This window comes from Corynebacterium sp. sy039 (genome assembly GCF_007904105.1).
Classification (GTDB): domain Bacteria; phylum Actinomycetota; class Actinomycetes; order Mycobacteriales; family Mycobacteriaceae; genus Corynebacterium.
On sequence record NZ_CP042325.1, the window covers coordinates 900050 to 919557 of the forward strand.

The 19508-nt window shown below is 45.6% G+C and carries 19 protein-coding genes; 17 read left to right on the forward strand and 2 right to left on the reverse strand.

The window, feature by feature from the left end:
* The first annotated feature begins 103 nt into the window (after positions 1 to 103).
* The 10 genes from FQV43_RS04075 to FQV43_RS04120 all read left to right on the forward strand — a co-directional run bounded on the left by FQV43_RS04075 (position 104) and on the right by FQV43_RS04120 (position 9371).
* Positions 104 to 685 (forward strand): exonuclease domain-containing protein, encoded by a 582-nt coding sequence (locus FQV43_RS04075; RefSeq protein ID WP_168195099.1) that lies wholly within the window; start codon positions 104 to 106, stop codon positions 683 to 685.
* A gap of 102 nt (positions 686 to 787) precedes the next feature.
* The gene (locus tag FQV43_RS04080; RefSeq protein WP_144274696.1) at positions 788 to 1585 is read left to right on the forward strand and encodes a fumarylacetoacetate hydrolase family protein; all 798 of its coding nucleotides are present in this window, start codon (positions 788 to 790) and stop codon (positions 1583 to 1585) included.
* A gap of 112 nt (positions 1586 to 1697) precedes the next feature.
* The gene (locus tag FQV43_RS04085; protein ID WP_185967218.1) at positions 1698 to 2450 is read left to right on the forward strand and encodes a sulfite exporter TauE/SafE family protein; all 753 of its coding nucleotides are present in this window, start codon (positions 1698 to 1700) and stop codon (positions 2448 to 2450) included.
* A 297-nt stretch (positions 2451 to 2747) separates the two neighbouring features.
* Complete coding sequence (locus FQV43_RS04090) at positions 2748 to 3638, forward strand: ATP-binding cassette domain-containing protein (protein ID WP_146339021.1); 891 nt, start codon at positions 2748 to 2750, stop codon at positions 3636 to 3638.
* Positions 3639 to 3655: 17 nt separating this feature from the next.
* Entirely contained in the window at positions 3656 to 4375 is a 720-nt protein-coding gene (locus FQV43_RS04095) for a hypothetical protein (protein ID WP_146339023.1), read from the forward strand.
* Positions 4375 to 5112 carry a hypothetical protein gene (locus tag FQV43_RS04100; RefSeq protein ID WP_146339025.1) on the forward strand — a complete coding sequence of 246 codons (738 nt, stop codon included), beginning with the start codon at positions 4375 to 4377 and terminating at the stop codon, positions 5110 to 5112. The genes FQV43_RS04095 and FQV43_RS04100 overlap by 1 nt, the downstream gene beginning before the upstream one ends.
* A 261-nt stretch (positions 5113 to 5373) precedes the next feature.
* Complete coding sequence (locus FQV43_RS04105) at positions 5374 to 6606, forward strand: MFS transporter (RefSeq protein ID WP_168195039.1); 1233 nt, start codon at positions 5374 to 5376, stop codon at positions 6604 to 6606.
* Positions 6607 to 6885: 279 nt separating this feature from the next.
* The gene (locus FQV43_RS04110; RefSeq protein WP_168195040.1) at positions 6886 to 7887 is read left to right on the forward strand and encodes an ABC transporter ATP-binding protein; all 1002 of its coding nucleotides are present in this window, start codon (positions 6886 to 6888) and stop codon (positions 7885 to 7887) included.
* Between the two features lie 7 nt (positions 7888 to 7894).
* Positions 7895 to 8635, forward strand: coding sequence for a hypothetical protein (locus FQV43_RS04115; protein WP_146339031.1), 741 nt, complete (start codon positions 7895 to 7897; stop codon positions 8633 to 8635).
* Entirely contained in the window at positions 8628 to 9371 is a 744-nt protein-coding gene (locus FQV43_RS04120; protein WP_146339033.1) for a hypothetical protein, read from the forward strand. The genes FQV43_RS04115 and FQV43_RS04120 overlap by 8 nt, the downstream gene beginning before the upstream one ends.
* A gap of 1397 nt (positions 9372 to 10768) precedes the next feature.
* Here the strand turns inward: FQV43_RS04120 and FQV43_RS04135 are convergent.
* Entirely contained in the window at positions 10769 to 12184 is a 1416-nt protein-coding gene (locus FQV43_RS04135; RefSeq protein WP_146339037.1) for a PLP-dependent aminotransferase family protein, read from the reverse strand.
* On the opposite strand from FQV43_RS04135, the gene FQV43_RS04140 reads away from it, so the two are divergent.
* From FQV43_RS04140 to FQV43_RS04160, 5 genes are all read left to right on the forward strand, one after another.
* Positions 12183 to 13058 (forward strand): DMT family transporter, encoded by an 876-nt coding sequence (locus FQV43_RS04140; RefSeq protein WP_146339039.1) that lies wholly within the window; start codon positions 12183 to 12185, stop codon positions 13056 to 13058. The genes FQV43_RS04135 and FQV43_RS04140 overlap by 2 nt on opposite strands.
* A gap of 361 nt (positions 13059 to 13419) precedes the next feature.
* Complete coding sequence (locus FQV43_RS04145; protein ID WP_146339040.1) at positions 13420 to 13986, forward strand: transposase; 567 nt, start codon at positions 13420 to 13422, stop codon at positions 13984 to 13986.
* Between the two features lie 56 nt (positions 13987 to 14042).
* The gene (locus tag FQV43_RS04150) at positions 14043 to 15152 is read left to right on the forward strand and encodes an adenine-specific methyltransferase EcoRI family protein (protein ID WP_146339042.1); all 1110 of its coding nucleotides are present in this window, start codon (positions 14043 to 14045) and stop codon (positions 15150 to 15152) included.
* Between the two features lie 3 nt (positions 15153 to 15155).
* A complete protein-coding gene (locus tag FQV43_RS04155) occupies positions 15156 to 16340 on the forward strand; it encodes a DUF262 domain-containing protein (RefSeq protein ID WP_146339044.1) in 1185 nt (394 codons plus the stop codon).
* Positions 16341 to 16596: 256 nt separating this feature from the next.
* A complete protein-coding gene (locus FQV43_RS04160; RefSeq protein ID WP_146339046.1) occupies positions 16597 to 16851 on the forward strand; it encodes a DMT family transporter in 255 nt (84 codons plus the stop codon).
* Here FQV43_RS04160 and FQV43_RS04165 read toward each other — a convergent pair.
* Positions 16848 to 17540 (reverse strand): GPP34 family phosphoprotein, encoded by a 693-nt coding sequence (locus FQV43_RS04165; protein ID WP_146339048.1) that lies wholly within the window; start codon positions 17538 to 17540, stop codon positions 16848 to 16850. The genes FQV43_RS04160 and FQV43_RS04165 overlap by 4 nt on opposite strands.
* A 263-nt stretch (positions 17541 to 17803) precedes the next feature.
* Here FQV43_RS04165 and FQV43_RS04170 point away from each other — a divergent pair, with 263 nt between their 5' ends.
* On the forward strand, positions 17804 to 18109 hold the full coding sequence (locus FQV43_RS04170) for a hypothetical protein (protein WP_146339050.1): 306 nt from the start codon (positions 17804 to 17806) through the stop codon (positions 18107 to 18109).
* 176 nt (positions 18110 to 18285) lie between these two features.
* Positions 18286 to 19485: an MFS transporter gene (locus FQV43_RS04175; protein ID WP_146339052.1), complete on the forward strand. Its 1200-nt coding sequence runs from the start codon at positions 18286 to 18288 to the stop codon at positions 19483 to 19485.
* Positions 19486 to 19508: the final 23 nt, after the last annotated feature.

Genomic DNA, 19508 nt, shown 5'->3' on the forward strand with positions numbered 1-19508 from the left:
AGACACAATTATGCGATGGTTGCGTGCCAGCAGCACCAAAAATAAACAACACGCTCGTGGAGCATTGAGCAGGCTCTATGCTTCGCAGCTCCCCACGGACAGGATGGACGTCGATAAGCTGAAATTACTCGCGGTAGACATAGAAACCACCGGTCTAGACGCAAAACGCCATCAGATTCTCTCTATCGCCTGGGTACCCATTGACGGACAACGCATCGAATTAGCTGGCGCAGGTAGCGTTCTGATACAACCAGAAAATATGCACGACGTGGGAGAATCAGCGCTCATCCACCACATCACAGACGAGATGCTCGCAGGCGGGATACCAGAACAAGAAGCAATGACCATGCTCTTAGACGCACTTTCTGGCCGAGCAATGGTTGCACACTTTTCCGCATTAGAAGTGTCTTTCATCAATGCTGCATGCCGACGACATTTCAACGCTGATTTCGACACGCGCCTAGTCAAAGTAGTTGATACCTTTGCATTGGAACGCAGACATATGGAACGAATGGGTACCTATCCGCGTGGAGAAGATTTACGACTGGCACGCGTGCGACGCCGCTATGGGCTGCCAGATTACCGTAGCCATAATGCGCTCAGTGATGCACTGGCCTGTGCCGAGCTATATTTAGCGCTTAAAGAACAGTCAAAGGCGGGCACACTTAAAGCCTTAATGAACTAAAGATGAATTAATAGATTTCAGCCGCACCACATTAGGGGGATTGACTGCATCAGAGGCTTGTTCAGCACACTGTTTATAACGGAATTATGTAGTATGTTGCTTATGCGTTTTGGACGAATTGCAACACCAGAGGGAATGAGCTTCTGCGTCATTGAAGGTGCAGAAGGAGAAGAAAAATGCCGTGAGATTGAGGGAACTCCATTTACGGAACCCACATTTAGCGGTAAAGAATGGAATCTCGATCAGGTTCGACTACTAGCGCCAATGCTACCAAGCAAAATTGTGGCAATTGGACGCAACTATGCCGATCACGTTGCAGAGGTATTCCAGCGCTCTGCAGACCACTTGCCTCCGACGCTATTCCTTAAGCCCCCTACAGCAGTAGTCGGACCAGGAGCAGCTATTAAAATTCCTGAGTTCGCTACAAAGGTAGAGTTCGAGGGAGAACTTGCTCTTGTCATTGGCACACACTGCAAGAATGTTAAAGCTCAAGACTGGAAAAAAGTAGTACGCGGCTTCACCATCATCAATGATGTATCATCGCGTGATTTGCAATTTACTGATGGGCAGTGGGCACGCGCCAAGGGTATTGATACCTTTGCACCACTTGGACCATGGATTGAAACTGACTTGGACAAGATTGATACCACCAATCTTCCCATCAAAGCACACTTGACCCATGATGGTGTTACTGAGACTAAGCAGGATTCTAATTCTAATCAGATGATTAAGAATGTTGGCGAGTGTATCGAGTTTATTACTGCGTCAATGACTCTACTACCAGGCGATGTGATTTGTACTGGTTCTCCAGCTGGAACCGCTGAAATGGTGCCAGGGGATTACATCGAAATTGAGATTCCAGGTATCGGTAAACTTGGTAATCCTGTAGAGCGTGCTTAGCTAATTCTTAAACTCGGTCACGTTACACGTGTGACGTGCGAAGGCGAGTATGGAAAAGCAATAGACATCGTTATGTCTATTGCTTTGTTTTATATGGAGGTCTGTGGTTTTCATGGATGAAATAGCACTTGTTGCTGTAGTAGCTGGCGCCATTTTTGTTGGTTCCACAATGCAACGCATTGGTGGCATGGGACTAGGATTAGTTGCAGCACCTATTTTGTCTTTTGCGATCGGGCCTGTGCAAGGCATTTTGTTAATCAATGTCTTAGCCTGCATTAATTCCTTGATGAATTCCTACAGTATGCGAGCCGGTATTGATTGGGCAATGGTGCGCCTGATTGGTTCCGTGATGATTATCGGCTCACTCAGCGGTGCGTTACTCATACGCAGTATTTCGATTCCTGCCTTACAAGTGATTGTCGGAGCGTCGATAGTATGTGCATTGTGTGTTGTGATCTTTGGTAAACGCTTTGTGCCACCGGCACGTGGAAAAGCGCCGGCATTGATTACCGGAGTAATTGCCGGTTTTACTAATACGTTGGCAGGAGTAGCAGGTCCTGTGATTACTGTTTATGCGCAAGCTGCACAGTGGGATCATCGACGCTTAGCTTCAACTTTGCAGCCGCTTTTTGTAGTATGCGGTTTGCTCAGTTTTCTTGTGAAAGAACTCAGTGGTACTGCGTCAATGGGGCAGCTACCTTGGTTAATTTGGCCAGTTTCATGTCTTACGATGGTTGCGGCAATTGCATTAGGTGCTCGCCTGTCCGCAAAAATCAATCGAGAAGCTGCTCGACGTTTCTCCATTATTTTGGCATTTGCTGGTTCCTTGAGCGTACTCATTCGAGGGTTGTATGCACTGCTGTGAGAATCAGATGAGGTGAACTATTCGCTCTGTGCCCTTGTTTTTCAGTGGGTAGTGCTAGCACTACTTGTTAATGGGCATTGTGGTGAGAAAACATGGTGGTCGTGTTCGCAGTAGACCACGGTATAACGCAATAATGCCTAGTAGTGTGCGTTGTATAGTTATCCAGAAGTTAGTATATGGTTCTTATGAGGTGGTCTCTAGAGGGGGGGCTTACAGATAGTGCTGTATTCTGCATATTTCTCTTTTATGCTTTGAGAAACTAGCTTATCTGATGAGAATTAAGGAATTACGCTACTTATGGCTTTTGAGTTGAATGTTGAAAATGTGTCTAAAAGTTTTGGTAAGCATAATGTCTTGAGTGATATAAATTTAAGTGTTCCTAAGCAGTGTGTGTATGCCTTGCTTGGGGTTAATGGTGCTGGTAAAAGTACCTTGATGAAGGGGCTGGTGAATCTACTCAAATTTGATTCAGGTAGTTTTGCTTTTACATCAGCGCGAGGAAAAGGTGCTGCGCATAAAGTTGGATCGCTGATTGAAAGTCCTAAGTATTATCCTTCTTTGAGTGCTGAAGAGAATCTCTCATATTTTGGCACTCTTTTTGGTCTTGAGCGTCAGGATTATCGAAAGTTATTGATGAGTGTGGGGTTGGATCCTTCTTTGGCTCGTCCTGTGAAAAATTATTCGCTAGGGATGAAACAGCGCTTTGGTTTAGCAGTAGCTTTGATGGGAGATCCTGAGTTTCTTATCTTGGATGAACCAACAAATGGTCTTGACCCGCAGGGCGTTGTTGAGATGCGTCAACTTATTCAAGAGCTACCAAAAATACACGATGTTACTATCATGGTTTCCAGCCATATTTTGTCCGAAATGCAAAGCGTAGCATCCCATGTAGGTATCTTGGATAAAGGGCATATTCGTTATTCTGGTGAACTTGGTGCCTTATTAGCTGATGAGAAAGTTATGGTCGATACTCCTGAACCAGATTTAATGCGTAAATGGTTAGCAGATAAACAAATCGTTGCTTCTGAAGTGGGGTGGGGTAGTTTTTGGGTACAGTCCGAGGTCGAGTTATCGGATATTATTTTTGGATTAGCATCATACGGAATCCCTATTGATGCTGCATATGTGAAATCTCCTTCTTTGGAGGAGAAGTTTTTTGAGCTTACGACGGGAGCTCAAGCATGTTAAACAAACGGATTTTTCGTGTGAAATATGCATTTATCGCAGTTGCAGTAGCTATATGTGCGACGGTTGCGTGGATGATGATTGCAAATATAGGAATACGCGGTGGTGCTAATCCTGCTGAGGATACGACAGCAGGGATGATAAGTCAGGGCGCAGCTGTTGCACTTTTTACGTTGCCATTGGTAGTTTTTGTCTTTATTCAGCTTTTCTTGACTGAGGAGCAAGATAATGACATTTGGGGATTGATGCGGGCGCGTAACGGTAAAGTAGGACAATTACTTGCATTGCGTTTAGGGGTATGTTTTCTGTGGCTTGTGTTGTGGGCAGTGGGGTATTCTTTAGCGCTTGCTGTATTGGTGGGAGTGTATTATTCCTGGGCTGATTCGGTGTGGTGTGCGTATATTTTTGTGGCGATGCTCATTTCGATTATTTTCTCAGAGAGCTTGATATCGGTAGTACATATGCGTTGGGGTGGGTTGGTTCCTGCAGTAATCGTCGGGATTGTTCTATCTGTGATTGGTGTGTCGCTGATTGGGCAGACGTCAGTGCTAGTGGGAGTATTGCCTACCGGTGCATTGCTGGCTGGTAATCCGTTTCGAGATGTTGCTGTTGGGCAACCACTTTTAGGTTTTGAGCCTAATCCAACGTGCGTTTTGGGATTAGGAGTGTCAGCTATGAGCGCTGTGATTGTTTGCATATTGTTGTTTAGTTTTCTGCGGATTCGTGTGGGAAAGGCCTGATGATGCGTTTTTATTGGTTAGAAATCAAAAAAGCTAAACCTAGGTGGGCGTATGTATGTGCTGCGATAGTTCTTGGTATGGTTGCTGCGTTTACTTCGGTTGTATTTGTGCACATGAATGGGGATGTTATTGCTCCTGAGCAGATTGCTAAAAGCATGTGGTCGTCGGCAGGAACGCAGTTATATGCTTTGGTTTTAGGTCCAGTGGTGGTCTCGATTTTGGCTGGTTCTTTAGCACGAGCCGAGGTCAGTGATGGGGTGGTTGAGCTTATTCGGTCGAGAGTGGGATATACTTCACGGAAAATTCCTGCGGTGATTGTTGCTCTTGGAGTTTTAGGATTAGTTCTTTCTAGTGGTCTTGTATTTGGGTGGTGTTGTGCAGGAATCATGAGTGGAGTTTCCCTGACTCAAGGTTTTGTTTCTGTGGGAGTGTTGGCGCTGCGTAATGTGGTTGGTGTCATTGCATGGGGGCTTATTTCATTTGCGATTTTTGTTCGTGTCCGTGATTTTGGTGTGGGTTTTGCTTTATGCCTTGGATTAGCGATGTTTGGTTCAGTGGTGTTGGTAAAGTCGGCAATCGTAGCTATGTATAATCCTTTAGCTCCTATGCCGGTTGCGGTTGGGTATCCTTTTCCTGGTTATTCTGTAGTGACCTGGATCGTATTGGCAGTAAGTCTTGTTTTTGGTTTCTATTGCGCAACGTATGCCTGGAAAAGGAAAATGATAGAGCACGGATGATGCTTGAAAACAGACTGATGAGATGGCTGAACGAGGAATGATAGAGGAGACAAGGGAGCAAAACCACATAGGTAAATAAATTGACTACAGTAGAATCCCACTCCGAGTGCGTCTTTATTCCTTGATAAAAGTGATTTTCTATCAAATTATAGGCTAAAATTTATCCAAAGTATCGGATAGGTCTGTGAGGTGGGGAAATATGGTTAATGTTTCCTATGTTATTGACGTGCCGAATGAGTGTGTTCATGGGAGGGGGTTGGTGTGAATCTCTTAGCAAAAAATCCTCGGTTTACCAGTCTCACTGTGGCTAATGCGTGTAATGAGCTTTCTCAGGCGTTGTCTTTTGTTGCGATCCCTTTAGGAATTTTGACTATCGGTGGGTCGGCGACTTCAGCTGGGGTAGTGGCATTTTTGTCAGCTGCGTGTGGGATTGGCTTCCAGTTTGTCAGTGGCGCTATCGTGGATCGCTTTAACGCGTCTGTTGTGTTAAAAGTGGCAACTGCGATTCAGGTTCTTACGTGGTTAGTTGTTGCGCTCTTATTTTATGCTGGGACTTTTAACATCACGATTATTGGTGTTGCTGCGGTTGTTGCCAGTATTGCTGCGTCTGTTTCCTCACCATGTGACAATGTGTTGATTTCGCGTATTGTTGCTCGTGATGATTTGGGGGCAGCGAACACGATTGTTCAGGGGCGTGAAGCATGTGCCAATCTTGTGGGTAGTCCTTTAGGTGGGTTGCTTGTTGGTTGGTCGTTGGGTGTTGCCATGATTGTTCAGTCGGTGTTTCATGGGATTGCGTTGTTGTTGGTTCCTTCGGTTGGGTCTGCTGTGCAGGAAGATTCTGGTGAGCAAGACTCTGGTGGGCAAGAGTCGGTGTATGGGCTTTGGGATGGTTTTCGGTTTGTGTGGAAAAATCCGGGTTTGCGTGCAGTTGTTTTTGTGGCTTCGCTTATCAATTTGCCGTTGTCAATGCAGCCGATTGTTTTGTTTAGTCATTATGAGGCGGTGGGGGTGTCGTCGTTATTGATTGGTTTTTATGCTAGTGCTATGGGGTTGGGTGTTGTTGTTGGGTCTGTTGTTGGGGTGAAATTGTTGGAGAAGGTATCGATGGGTTGGGTGGGTATTGTGACTTTGTTGGTGCTTTCTTTGGGGTTTGTTTTTATTAGTGTGGTGTATGGTTCTATTTTGTTTGTTGGTGTGGTTTCTTTTGTGTCGGGGTTGTTGTTGCCGGTGTTTAATGGTGCTATTGGGGCTTATGCGATGGCGGTGACGCCTGAGCATATTTTGGCTCGTGTTGTGGCGGCGACGGGGATACCTGGTTTGGTTTTGTCTCCACTTGGTCCTTTGTTAGGGGGTTTTCTTAGTGATTCTTATGGGGTTTTCTTTGCGTTGTGTATTGCGGCTTTGTTGACGTTTCCTCCGTTGGTTGTAGCTGTGTTGAGTAAGAGTTTTAGGGGATTGCCGTTAATACAGGAAATATCACGTGATTCATAAACAATTATGAGCACAGATATGAACATAGGTATAAGTGCAGAATGTTTTGAGAAGAAGCCTTGATTCGTGGGTAGTGTCAGCACTACTTACAGATAAGCGTTGTGAAGCAGATATGTGGCGGCATGGTGTGGAGTGTAACGTCGTATAACTCAATAATGCCTGGTGATGGGCGTCGTGTAGCTATGTACCAGAGCTAGTATATGGGTGATTTTCATGCGGATTTGCTAGGGCAATTACCTCATCCCGGGGGGGCATTTTTGTTGTAGGCGAGTAATGATTGTGATTGATAAAGTCGTGCTCATGCGCAGGGGATATGCGCATTGTTATCAAAAGTTATCCAAGGATGAACCTACGGTAAGAGCACAGGGTGAGCGTATGAAATCAATCGTTGAGCTTCGCAACGTAAATGTGGCGATAAAAGGGAAACCTATTATTCATAATCTCAATATGAGTGTTCCACAAGGGCAGGTATATGGTTTTCTGGGGCGCAATGGTGCCGGTAAAACCACAGTCATGAAGACACTGCTTAGTCTTCTTCCTATGAAAACTGGTGAATTTTTGCTTCATGGGCGAAAGATTCAGAACGGTAATGTCGATTATCTTCGCTTTATTGGGAGTCTCATTGAAGAGCCTGCATATTATCCGCATTTAAGTGCTGTGGATAATCTTCGTTTCATTGATCGCATTCGTGGTACGAGCACAGATATTGATAGTTTGTGTTCTATCGTCGGTCTTTATGATGTGCGAAAACAAAAGGTATCGAGTTATTCCCTCGGTATGAAACAGCGACTTGGTATTGCTTCTGCATTAGTCGGCGATCCTGAGATTTTATTGCTAGATGAGCCGACGAATGGTCTTGATCCAGATGGAATTCGGGAGATACGGATTCTTCTTAAGGATCTGGCAGAACAGCAGGGTAAGACTGTGATTATTTCTAGTCATTTGCTTGCAGAAATTGAACAAACTGCATCTGTCGTCGGAATTATCAGTAACGGCCGGATGCTTTATGAAGGGGCTATCAGTGGGTTGATTGGTGGAGAAAAAACCTGCGTGACTGTGGGTAATCCTCAACAGTTCGAGGACTATATGCGTAGCAAGGGGCTTGCTTTCTCTGCTATCGACGATACGTCGTATGCTATTCGCTACTGCACTGGTCAGGATGCGAGTGATTTTGTGAAGAACGCAGTGCAAAATTCAATCTCCATTGAAAAAATCTGGGACGAGAAACGATCGCTTGAAGAGTCATTCCTAAAAATCACTGGTGAGATGAGTGGTCGGTGAACATTAGATGAGAGAATTAGCGAAATTTAAGGGTAAGCGTTCTGTTTTTGTTCCTATAGCTATTACCTTGTTATTTTGTTTTTGGTCTTCTGCGGTTATTTTTCTGAATACAGATGCATCTCAAGGGGAGCTTGCACGCGATCCACGTGGTGTTATTGTGACGTTAGTCCAGCTAGGTGGTGTTTTTATTCCGCTGATGGCTTTAACACTTAGTCTCATGATTGCTAACATTGATCAAAATTCCCGAATGATACAGCGGCAACTAGCTAATGGAGTGAGCCGAATATCGCTCATCGTACATAAAGTAGCTTTTATTTTATGTCTACTTTTGCTCCTATTTGCTATTGTGCTGTTGGTTTCTTTAGGTGTTGCGACGCAATGTGGCGTGAATCTTGACCCAAGAATGGTGTTGGTTGCTTCTTCAGGGTTCATATGTGAAATTGTCTTTTTGACGCTGCTTTTTAGTGTATTATCTCTCTATTCTTCTCGTCACACTATGCTCATCATTTTTGGAATTGGAGGAGCGATAGCTGGTGCTGCAAGTCTACAAATTCCTAAGGTAGTGGCAGCGTTCATTCCCTTTTTCTTTGCCGGTGCTACTGCGCCTGCCAAAGTAGTGATGCAGGAGGAAATGGCCTATACAGATACCCCAATTAGCTTCTTCGATATAGGAATCCCCCTGATCTTGACAGGGATAATTCTTCTACTCACCTATGTATTTATTCGACGGAGGGCGCTAGATGTTTAATTCACTTTTCTTTAAGAAAAATAGAGTAGCTTTTTATGGTCTGCTATCCTTTGTGATCTTTTTTATTCCGACGCTGTTTATCGGTTTTTCTGGTACGAGTTCTGATTTAGGACAAAAACAATGGAGCGAGTTTTCGGAAGGAGCTGCAGCCTACACGTGGAATTATGCTGGACAAGTATTCCATAGTCTTATTGCACCCATTCTTTGTGCGGCGATTGCCAGTTTGGCAATGAAACCAGAGTTTGTAAGGAAAAATTTTCGTTGGGTGGCAGCTCTTCCCAAAGGGATGAGTTTTATTATGCGAGAAAAAGCCTTCTTTTTTCTTCTTGCTGCCTTGTTTTCTTCTCTTAGCGCTTTCTTGATCTTCTTCGTCGGAATGCTTGTGCATGGCGTCGAGAGCAAATTTTTATGGTTGTATCTCTTATACGCTCTTGTTGGCTCATTAGGTTTTTTCACTACGTTTACCCTATATGGTTATATCGCAGTAAAGACGAAAAGTGTGGGTGTCACCATAGGAATTGCATTCGGATTAACTGTATTGACACTAGCTTTTTCTGTCTTAACCAAGACACATATTGAGCTTTATTTTCCTACTTCACAGATTGTTTCTTTGGAGATGGTGCGCAGCCCAGGGGAGAGTTCGTGGTCAGTCTTTTTAACTAAAGCTATTATTTCTTCATTATGGTCATGCACCTTCTTGTGGTTGTTGCGTTGTGCGGTGAAGAAAGACTTTTAGATTTACATACTTTTAGCGCGATTTTTAGATACAGTGCTACTGTTTATGTAAAGAATCTTTTGTTCTCGTCAGGTCAGAGTTAATGGATGAATACGAGGTGTACTATGTCGGGGAATAATCGTCGTACTGTACCTTATACTCGCGCATTGATACCTATTAGTTTCGTTTTAATAATAGGGATCTTGAAACTTCTTAACGTGGTATCTACCCAAACCTTCGTCTTTGTTGCAGGGATGTATGTTTTTACTGCTTCAATTCTTTTGGTAGCTGCTTTTATTACTCATAGAGGAAACCAACCTGGGTGAGTTTTGCTCCAGTGCGCTTGCTGCGCATAAGGGTTTTGGCTTCTCAATCGTTGTGTATCATACGACATGATAGATCCTCGGTCAGGCCTCTTGCCTTAGTGGTAAAGCACAAATGACCGAGGCCTTTTATTTTGGAGGTGGGGATGAAGCATTGGCTGAATTATGAAGATCAGGTAGCGCTCTTGAGTAAACGGGGAATGGAGATTGAAGATCCCGATGCTGCTGCTGATTTCCTTGCACGAGTAAATTATTATCGGTTTTCAGGGTATTATCCCCTAAAGACACACAAGCAATCAATTGCGCGGAAACATCAATAGCCCCGGCGATTTGCTCCTACTTTCGTAGTGCAGGGATCGTTCCGGGGCTTTCAAGATAGAGACTAACATATGCATAATGAATAATCCAGGATCGACCCTAGTATCGCTATCTCAGTGGTTTTCACCTGCATGAATGAGCCGGTATGCCGACCATCCAACACCAGAAGCGCTATACCTTTGGAATACTCACCTCACGAAGACCTATCTCGCCGACATCGAACATCTCGAAGTACTCCTCCGAAATTGCATTCATGTTGCCCTAACCAAAAGATACAACGAACGGTGGTTTGATAACGGTCGAATAGCTTTCAGCAATAAAGCAGAGAAGAGCATTCACAAGGCGAAGAGACGAGCCGGAGGGAGAGGAGCACCAGCAGGAAAAATAATTGCTGAGCTCAGCTTTGACTTCTGGCGCTTCCTCTTAAGTCGCCACTATCAGGCGAGTATCTGGCCTCAGGTAGAGAAGGTCTTAAAACAAAAACCCAACAGCAGACAGCAGTTCGAAGATCTTGTAGTTATTGTCTACGACATGAGGAACAGGTGCTCTCACCACGAATCAATCGTTCAACAATTCGATATACCCCGTGAAGTCGCGCATCTCGATTCTGTTGATAACGCCATCCAAACGGTGGCGAACTTCATTGATCCTCATGCCGCGACATGGATCAAGGTCAATTCCCGGGTTCCCACTATACGAGCACAACGACCTTAGCTGTATACCGCAACACTGAGGTAGGAAACCGGAACGTCATCGACGTTGGTGTGTAACTCAAAATTACATCCCCTTCAACCCATCTATATTTTCTTGCACAATGCTGATTGCTTGGCTGAATAGTTCTGGTGTGCAGCCTGCAAAGTTCATTCGTAGGTATTGTCCTGGTGATTCTGCTGGGAACCATGCTTTTCCGTCTGCTATTCCTACGTTTTGTGTTGCGCATTGTTGGACTAAGTGGGATGCGTTAATGTGGTCGGGGATTCGTGTCCAGAGGTTGAGTCCGCCGTGAGGTATTGCTTCGATGTGGATGTCGGGGCTGAGTTCATTGATGGCGGTGATGAGTATTTTTGATCTTGTGTGTAGGTCTTGTTGTAGTTTTTTGAGGTGTGTGTGCCATTGGGGTGCTGTTACTGCTCGTAATGCTGCGTTTTGTAGGAGGGGGCTGACGAAGAGGTTGTGGTCTCTGATGTCTGTGTAGATGCGTTCTTTGACGGGGCCTTGTGCAATGATTCCTGCTACTCGCATTGCTGGTGAGAGTGTTTTTGATAGTGAGCGTATGTAGATTACGCATCCTTTTTCGTCGTATATGTGGAGCGGGCAGGAGGAGCCTGAGAAACCGAAGTCGTGTGCCCAATCGTCTTCGATGATGAATGCGTGGTGTTTGTGTACGACGTCGAGGATTTCTTGTGCGGTGTCGTGTGACCATGATCGCCCTGTTGGGTTGGCGTAGGAAGGTTGGGCGTAGAATACTTTGGCTCCGGTGGATGTGAATGCTCTGTCTAGGTCTGCTGGGTTTGGTCCGGTTGTGCCTGTGTTGAGCGGGGTGATGCGCAGGTGTGCGCGTCGTGCGGCGTGGATGGCTCCCCAGTAGGTGGGGGATTCCATGATGATTGGGTTTCCAGTACCGACGACGCTACGCAATAGTGTTCCGAGTGCTGGTTGGCTTCCTGGGGTGATGATGACGTCTTCTTGCGATGGGCCGGGTGTGCCGGATTGGTGGGTGGATGCTGCTTGGCGTGCGAACCATTCTCTGAGCTCTGGTGTTCCTTGTGGTTGGGGAGCTATGAAGGATGTTGGGTCTGTGCTGGCTGTGCGTAGTGCTGTGCGGATGAGGGTTTGTGGGTGTAGGGATTTTTCTGGGTATCCGTTGTTGAGGGGGATGAGGTATTTTTCGTTGTGGTCTAGGGGGCTGTGGGTTGATTGTAGGGTTTCTGGGATGAGTCCTAGGGGTGATGTTTGCCATTGGACGTCGGCAAGTTTTGTTGGGCGTGGTGCGAGGACAAAGGTGCCGACGCCGGGTCGTGTTTCGATAAGCCCTCGTGCTACTAGTTCGGATAGTGCTTTTTGTATTGTGACGGGGCTTGCGTGAAATTCATTGACTAGTTGGCGGCTGGGTGGGAGTTTGTCGCCAGTGTGTAGGGTGTGGATTTTTTTGATTAATTGAACAACGATACGCTCTGTGCTACTGTTAGACATGAAATATAACAATAGCGCTACTCAATTAAAAGGGAAAGCGATACTCTCTCGGGATTCAGGGTTCTTATGGGGTTCTCTGGGTGTCTCGGCTTTTTCTTTCACTGTCCCCATGACTCGGCTTGCTGTTGAAAACAACGGCTTATCGCCTTTATTTGTAGGAACCGCTAGGGCTGTTGTGGCAGCACTGCTTGCGATCTGCGCACTAAGTATGACAAAGCAACGTATGCCACGGAAGAAAGAATTGCTTTCTGTTTCAATTGTTGCCTTAGGTGCTGTTATTGGGTTTCCTATGCTGACTTCGTATGCTTTGACGACCACGCCTGCCAGTCATGGGGCGGTTGTGATAGCAATTCTGCCGGCCACCACTGCTGTGATTGCTGCACTAAGAACGCGTACGTATCCTGCTGGTGTTTTCTGGATTGCGACGGGATGTGGTGCAGTTGCCGCTGTTATTTTCTCCTTTTCTCAGGGAGCAACATTTGGTGCATTAAGTAAGAATGACCTGTTTTTATTGGCGGCAGTTGTATTGTGTGCAATTAGTTACGCGGAAGGGGGAGTGGTTTCTCAAAGTCTTGGATCATGGCAAACAATTTCCTGGGCGTTGATTGCAGCGCTGCCAGTTATGCTTCCCCTGGCCGTGTATTCTTCTGCACACGCTGATTTTAATGCTACAGGTTCTCAGGGCTGTGTTCTACCAAAATTGGCATTGTGGCTTACACTACACATTAATCATAATAGAACACAATATCGAATCTCTGAATCTCAATGTCAGGTGAAGATTTTACAATTAAGGTATGAAAAACACAGACATTATTTTGCAGGTCAAAGAGACAATTTCCACGGTCACGCCAGAAGAACGACAGTGCCTGATTGAACAACTAGAGCAGTTGTTTAACGAACCAGAGCATGTTGAGGCTCCATCACAATGCCCACGTTGTGAGTGTGACTCCATAGTCATGAAAGGTAAGTCAAAGAGCGGTCAGCGCTATCTTTGCAAGGGCTGCAATCGCACCTTTGGACACTCTACAAACAGAGTCCTTAAGACATCCAAGTTGTCACTAGAGACTTGGAGAAAGTTCGCGGAGTGCTTTATTGACGGTGTAAGCGTTCGCCGTAGTGCTGAACGTTGTGGGGTTGCTGTCTCTACCGCTTTCTTCATGAGGCACCGTGTTCTTGAGCTGGTTGAGAAGAACGTCAAAAGGTCACCGTGAATAAGGGGAACTCCGCCTACATTGATGAGACGTTCTTCCCTATCAACTTCAAAGGTTTCTGATGTCCCTGACGGTATTAAGGCTAAGAAGCGTGGCGGACTTAGGAAAAGTAAGAGCCAATCAGGGTTGCTTATCTGTGTAGTCATGGGTGTGACATCTACTGGAAACATATTCCACCAAATTGCTGGATACAGCAGTATCTCCAAAGACACAGCACGCCTAGCACTTGGTGACATTGTTAAGGATGGTTCTACCGTCATTACAGATAAGGGTTCGGGTTATGTTTCAGCTTTGAAGGAACTGGGAGCTACCCATAAGGCTTATGATTCCAAGGCTAATCGTGGTGAGCTTGCACCAATTAATGCACTCCACTCCAAAACCAAGCGGTTCATGAGGCGCTTTAGTAGTGTTGCTTCCAAGAACCTAAACCGCTACCTGTCATGGATGGAATGGGTAGATAGCAACGCTGAAAGTGAAACGATGGATATTTTGCATGACTCCACTTACACGGTTCATCGTTGTTCTATGAATAGTGAGCACATTCCTCCAATGGATGATTTGACACGACGAACTATTACAGGCGTGATGTAACATGTGAATCATTGGTTAGAATTTTCACAACTTGATAAACAGTGGAGTTAGAAGAAGTGGCTAAAAACAGCAATCTAGGCAATGCTAAAAAAGCAAAACAGGATGAATTTTATACACAATGGGCTGATATTGAGAAAGAGATGAACGCCTATCTGGACTACGATCCAGATGTTTTTAGAGGTAAGACTATTTTACTTCCCTGTGATGATCCAGAGTGGTCTAATTTCACGAAATATTTTGCTTTAAGATTCCAAGATTTTGGAATTAAAAAATTAATTAGCACCAGCTATGCACCGCGTTCAAATATGGATGGCGCTTTCTACTCCCCTCAACCAACCTTGTTTGATGATCCTAACTTTGATGAGTCAAAAGACTTTGAAAGAGGCAAACTTTTCATCCTTGATGGAACTGATGTAAACAATGACGGTCGTGTAAATATTGAAGATTTTGAATGGACATATCTTAATGGTGATGGTGATTTCCGTAGTGAGGAAGTCACCAAACTAAGAGATGAAGCTGACATGGTTATTACCAACCCTCCCTTTTCATTGTTTAGGGATTTCCTAGCGTGGTTGGTGGAGGGTGATCTTGAGTTCTCAATTATTGGAAATATGAACGCGGTCACTTACAAAGATGTGTTCCCCCTGTTTAGAGATAACAAAATCTGGTATGGGCAAAGCATCCATAGTGGGGATAGGGAGTTCCGCGTCCCTGACAGTTATCCACTAGACGCTGCTGGCTATAGAACAGACGATGAGGGGAACAACTACATCCGTGTCAAAGGTGTTAGGTGGTTCACCAATATTCAGCACGGGCGCAGGCATGAACCGCTTCCACTAATGACAATGGAAGATAACAAGCGGTATAACAAGAAGATCATTAAGAATGAAAAGTCATATGAAACCTACGACAACTATGACGCTATTGAGATTCCTGTAACCGATGGTATCCCCTCTGATTTTGAGGGCGTAATGGGTGTCCCTATATCGTTCCTTGACAAATATAACCCTGATCAGTTTGAGATTCTTGGGTTGGCAGCAGGAAATATTAGAGGTCTTGCTGGCATTAAATCATTAAACGGTAAAGACGGTCCATATATGGATGGGAAGCTGAAATACGGCCGAATTATGATCCAGCACAAGCCTGAAACTGAAAAGGAAGCCTAAAACATGAAAACTGACTTGAGAACCTACACAGTGAGAGAGATCGTTAAAGACTTCACTTACAACGAACTTGAGGGTAAAGGTCTTTACGGTTTGGGCGGAGAGTTGGTTATCCAACCAGAGTTCCAACGCAACTACATCTACGCTAAAGACAGCAGAGATAAGGCTGTTATTAGGTCTATCTTGAAAGGTTATCCGTTAGGACTGATTTACTTCTCTGTGGGCGAAGATGACAATGGAAATGAACGTCTAGAGGTTCTTGACGGTCAGCAACGCATTACGTCCATTGGTCGTTTCGTAACAGGGCGTTTTGCTATTGAGACTGATTCTGGTGAGCAAACCTTTAACTCCCTCCCTAAAGACAAGCAAGACCTAATCATGGACACGAAACTACTTGTCTATGTGTGCACGGGGACAGAATCAGAGATTAAACAGTGGTTTCAAACCATTAACATTGCTGGTGTCCCTCTAAACGCTCAAGAGCTACGAAACGCTGTATATTCAGGCTCCTTTGTCACACTGGCAAAGGCTCAATTGTCAAAGACCACAGACCCACGACAGAACAAATGGGGTTCCTATGTGGCAGGCGATCCAGCACGTCAAGAAGTTCTTGAGACAGCCCTTGGGTGGGTTTCTAACAGCCAAAAAACATCCATTGAGGGTTATATGTCACAGCACCGTCAAGATGATTCTGTGGATGAGCTGATGACCTATTTTACGACTGTCATTGACTGGGTAGCAGCCCGTTTCCCTGGCGAACCAAGACCAAATATGAGAGGTCTACCGTGGGGCGCATTTTACGAAGAATGGGGTAAAGACCCCTACGACAGCACTAAGACAGAAAAGCGCGTAAATGAACTGCACGCTGACCCTAGCGTGACCAAGGACAGAAACATCTACGAGTTCATCCTTGGTGGAGAAAAGGAAACGAAACTCCTTAACATCCGATTCTTTGACAAGAGTGTGAAAGAGCAAGCCTATAGCAAGCAAACAAAGCAGGCTGAAGAATCTGGTAAGTCAAACTGTCCTGATTGCGTCCTAAGTAACAACGAGAGCAAAAAGACAAAGATCTACAAGCTCAAGGAAATGGAAGCAGACCACGCTACGGCATGGAGTAAGGGTGGAGCTTCAACCCTTGATAACTGTGTAATGCTGTGCAAGCACCACAACCGCGTTAAGGGTAACGCTTAAAATGTAGACACTACATAAAGCACCTAGACCAACTAACCATCGGTCTAGGTGCTTTCCTTTTTGCTTTAATCCACCCTACCCCATATTAGGTTAGAGCAATTGTTCGATATTTTTAGAGAAGTGAACTAATGCTTACACGCCATTCGTCTACTTACTATTTATGCAGGTCATAGAGTTGCAGGTTATTCCATGTCAATTTTGGTAGAACACAGCAGGTTCTCAGTGGTGCGCATTTGCGTATTTATGTGTAGTTAGTATGTATTTAGGATTCTTTGCTTGGTACCGCGGGTTAGCTATTGGTCCTATGCCACAGATAAGTCAGATTCAATTAGCTCAGCCGGTATTGAGCATACTCTGGTCTGCACTTTTTCTTTCGGAGCGTATTACTTTCCGAAGCGTCTGTGCGGCAATAATTATTATTTCTTGTTCCTTGATAGCGATACGCAGCAAGAATCGTGATTTTGTGCAGGCAGATGTGATTGTGGAGCAAGAAGGCGAACGGGAAAACTAGCTACCGGCAGTACCTGCGGTCGCAGCTTGGGTGGCTACCATCGCCCCTACTTGTCTCTGTAATGCTTTTACTGCATTGTAAGCAAGACGGGCGCTGGGGTTATGTTCGTGGGCTTGTTTTTGGACGGTGCTTATACGCTTTTTCACTTCTCTTTTAGTTAACCCGGTTTCTATTTCACGGAATAGAATATGTTCAGCACCAATTGCTGCAATCAGGCTCAGGATTGTTTCTTGCGCAGGGTTGGGTTGTCCGCAACGTAGCACTGTTAAAAGTTCTGAATGTAGCTGTGCTTTTCGGCTTGGGTTGGTGATGGGGTAGGTGCGCCGTGTGATCCCTAGGAAAGATTTTTCTTTGATGGTCACAATTCTTTGTTTTGCTAGTTCTTTACCGATGCAATACTCAGGTTTTTTCAATAATGCTCGTAGAACACGGGGTAATCTTTTCCCGTCGAGGGCGCGAACTTTGTCTAGTGCTTCGTCAAGCATCTCGTGACCGGTGGGAGAGTTGCTTGTAATTACTAATTTCTTCTCGTCGGTAGAGGTTGTTATTTTTCCGAAAGTGGTAAGGTCTGCCAGCAAACCACCAGCGAGCGCATAGGGGATTGCTTTGTTAATTGTTGATGGTTTTCCCTGGTCTGTGTACAGCAAGAGAAGAATATCTGTAGAAACGATGCGCCTGTTATCTCCCATATCGCTAAGGATAACAAAAAGAATCTAGTGTAACGCTGTAACAGTTATGGTTGCCCTGTGGATGACGTGATAATCATTGCGGTGTCATAAAATTTTCTCTACGGTGGATAGGCGTAGCCATTGAATCACATAGGTTTGTGATACGCATGAACCTTAATTTGAGGAGGTGGTATCAATGACTACAAATTCAAGGATTGCTCATCGGGGGATTTTTGCAGCTTGTGCTGTTTCAACAATGATCGGGAAATGATTGGGTGAGATCCATGGATAAAATAAAAATTATTAGTGCTAGTCTTGCTGGTCTTGTTCTAAGCTTTTTGGCGGTACAAGGTGGCATATTGTTTTCTGTAAGCGGAATTATTCCTCATTCTTTCTTGGCTTTAGTTGGATCTGTAGTAGCCGCGGGTAGTCTTGTCCTTTTTGCATCGGTCTATGGTTGGCGAACATCTAACAGTTTGATTGCTAAGAATACGTGGATGAGTTTTGCGGTTGTTTTCTCTATTGGTTTTATAGTGTCCACTATTTTCTTTTATGCAATTCTTAGTGGGTTACCTCAAGATCTAGGCTAAACAGCCAGGTGCAGTTTTAAGAAGATTGTGCTGCTATTCTGGTTAACAGTTCCCACAGCCGCCTCTCTTGGAAGCGTCCCGCTGTAGTGGCCCTGATAAGCCTTGAGGACCGTCTGGTTTCTGGGGCTTATCCCTTGAAAAGTGGCGGGGGGGGGGTAGTCGGTAGCATAAGAGCAATGAACATCTCACAGTCGTCAAGTAAGGCGCAGGAGCAGCCGAATAGCCGAACCTGGATACTGTTGCTGATTGTGATGGTTCCGCAGCTTGGTCTTACGCTGGTTAATCCGTCGAATATGGCGATTGCTGCGGATCTGTCCACTGGCTTGTCGCAGGTGGAGGCCACGCTCACGGTGTACATGGTGGGCTATGCGGTGAGTATGTTTGTGTCTGGCACGTTAGCTGATCGGTTCGACGCCACCCGTCTCCAAGCCGCAGGTTTGCTTCTCTTTGCCGTCGGGTGTGTGGTCGCAGCTCTCGCCCCGACGGTCCTTGTGCTCGCCGTCGGGCGTTTTCTCCAGGCACTTGGTGGTACGTCGGCGACGGTGCTGACCCGTATTATTGTGCAGCGTCGTTACCCAGCGAGTGCCCGGGTGGGCGTGTTGACGTCGATGTCGATGGTTATTTCCCTCACGCCGTCTTTATCCCCGCTGGCTGGTGGGTTATTGTCTGAGATTATGCCGTGGCGGGTATTGTTTGTGCTTCTTGCGGTTTTTGCGGTGTGTTTAATTCCGATGATTATGCTGCTTCTTGGGGCAGCTGCCCCGGAGCGTCCGGTGTTGCCGTCGCCAAAGCAATTTATGGGTGCGCTGGCTAATGCGTTGGGTAATAAAAAATTCTTGTGGAATGCTGCGGCAATTAGTTTGGTATGGATGACGTATTTTGGTTTCATCAATTCTTCTACGACGATTTTGCAGGGGCTATTGGGGCAGTCGGAAATCCGTTATGGGGTATTCATGGCTATTCCTGCTATTGGGTATCTTGCGGGTAGTTTATTGGTGAAAAAAGCGCGGGATATTGTGGCTGTATTGCGCGTTGTTATGGTGATTGGGGCGCTCGGGATTGGTGCTGCGTTTCTTGGTGCCTGGGGTGGGGTCGTGAATAATCCGGGTGTGCTTGTGGGGATTATGGCGGTTGTGTTTCTTGGCGTGGGGGCGACTATTCCGTTTACCCAGGCGAATCTTTTGGAATTGGATGTGGCATACCCTGGTGTGGCTGCGGGATTGTTTTTCTTTCTGCAGATGGCCTCCGGCGCGGCGTATGGAACGGTGGTTCGTGCCCTTGAGCTGGGCACGGTGGCGTCCTTTGTGATGGTGCTGATGGTTCCACAGATTATTGTCACGGCAATGGTGCTGGGTGCTAGACGACGCCAGGCGTGAGCGCTCAGTAGCCGTCAATGTGG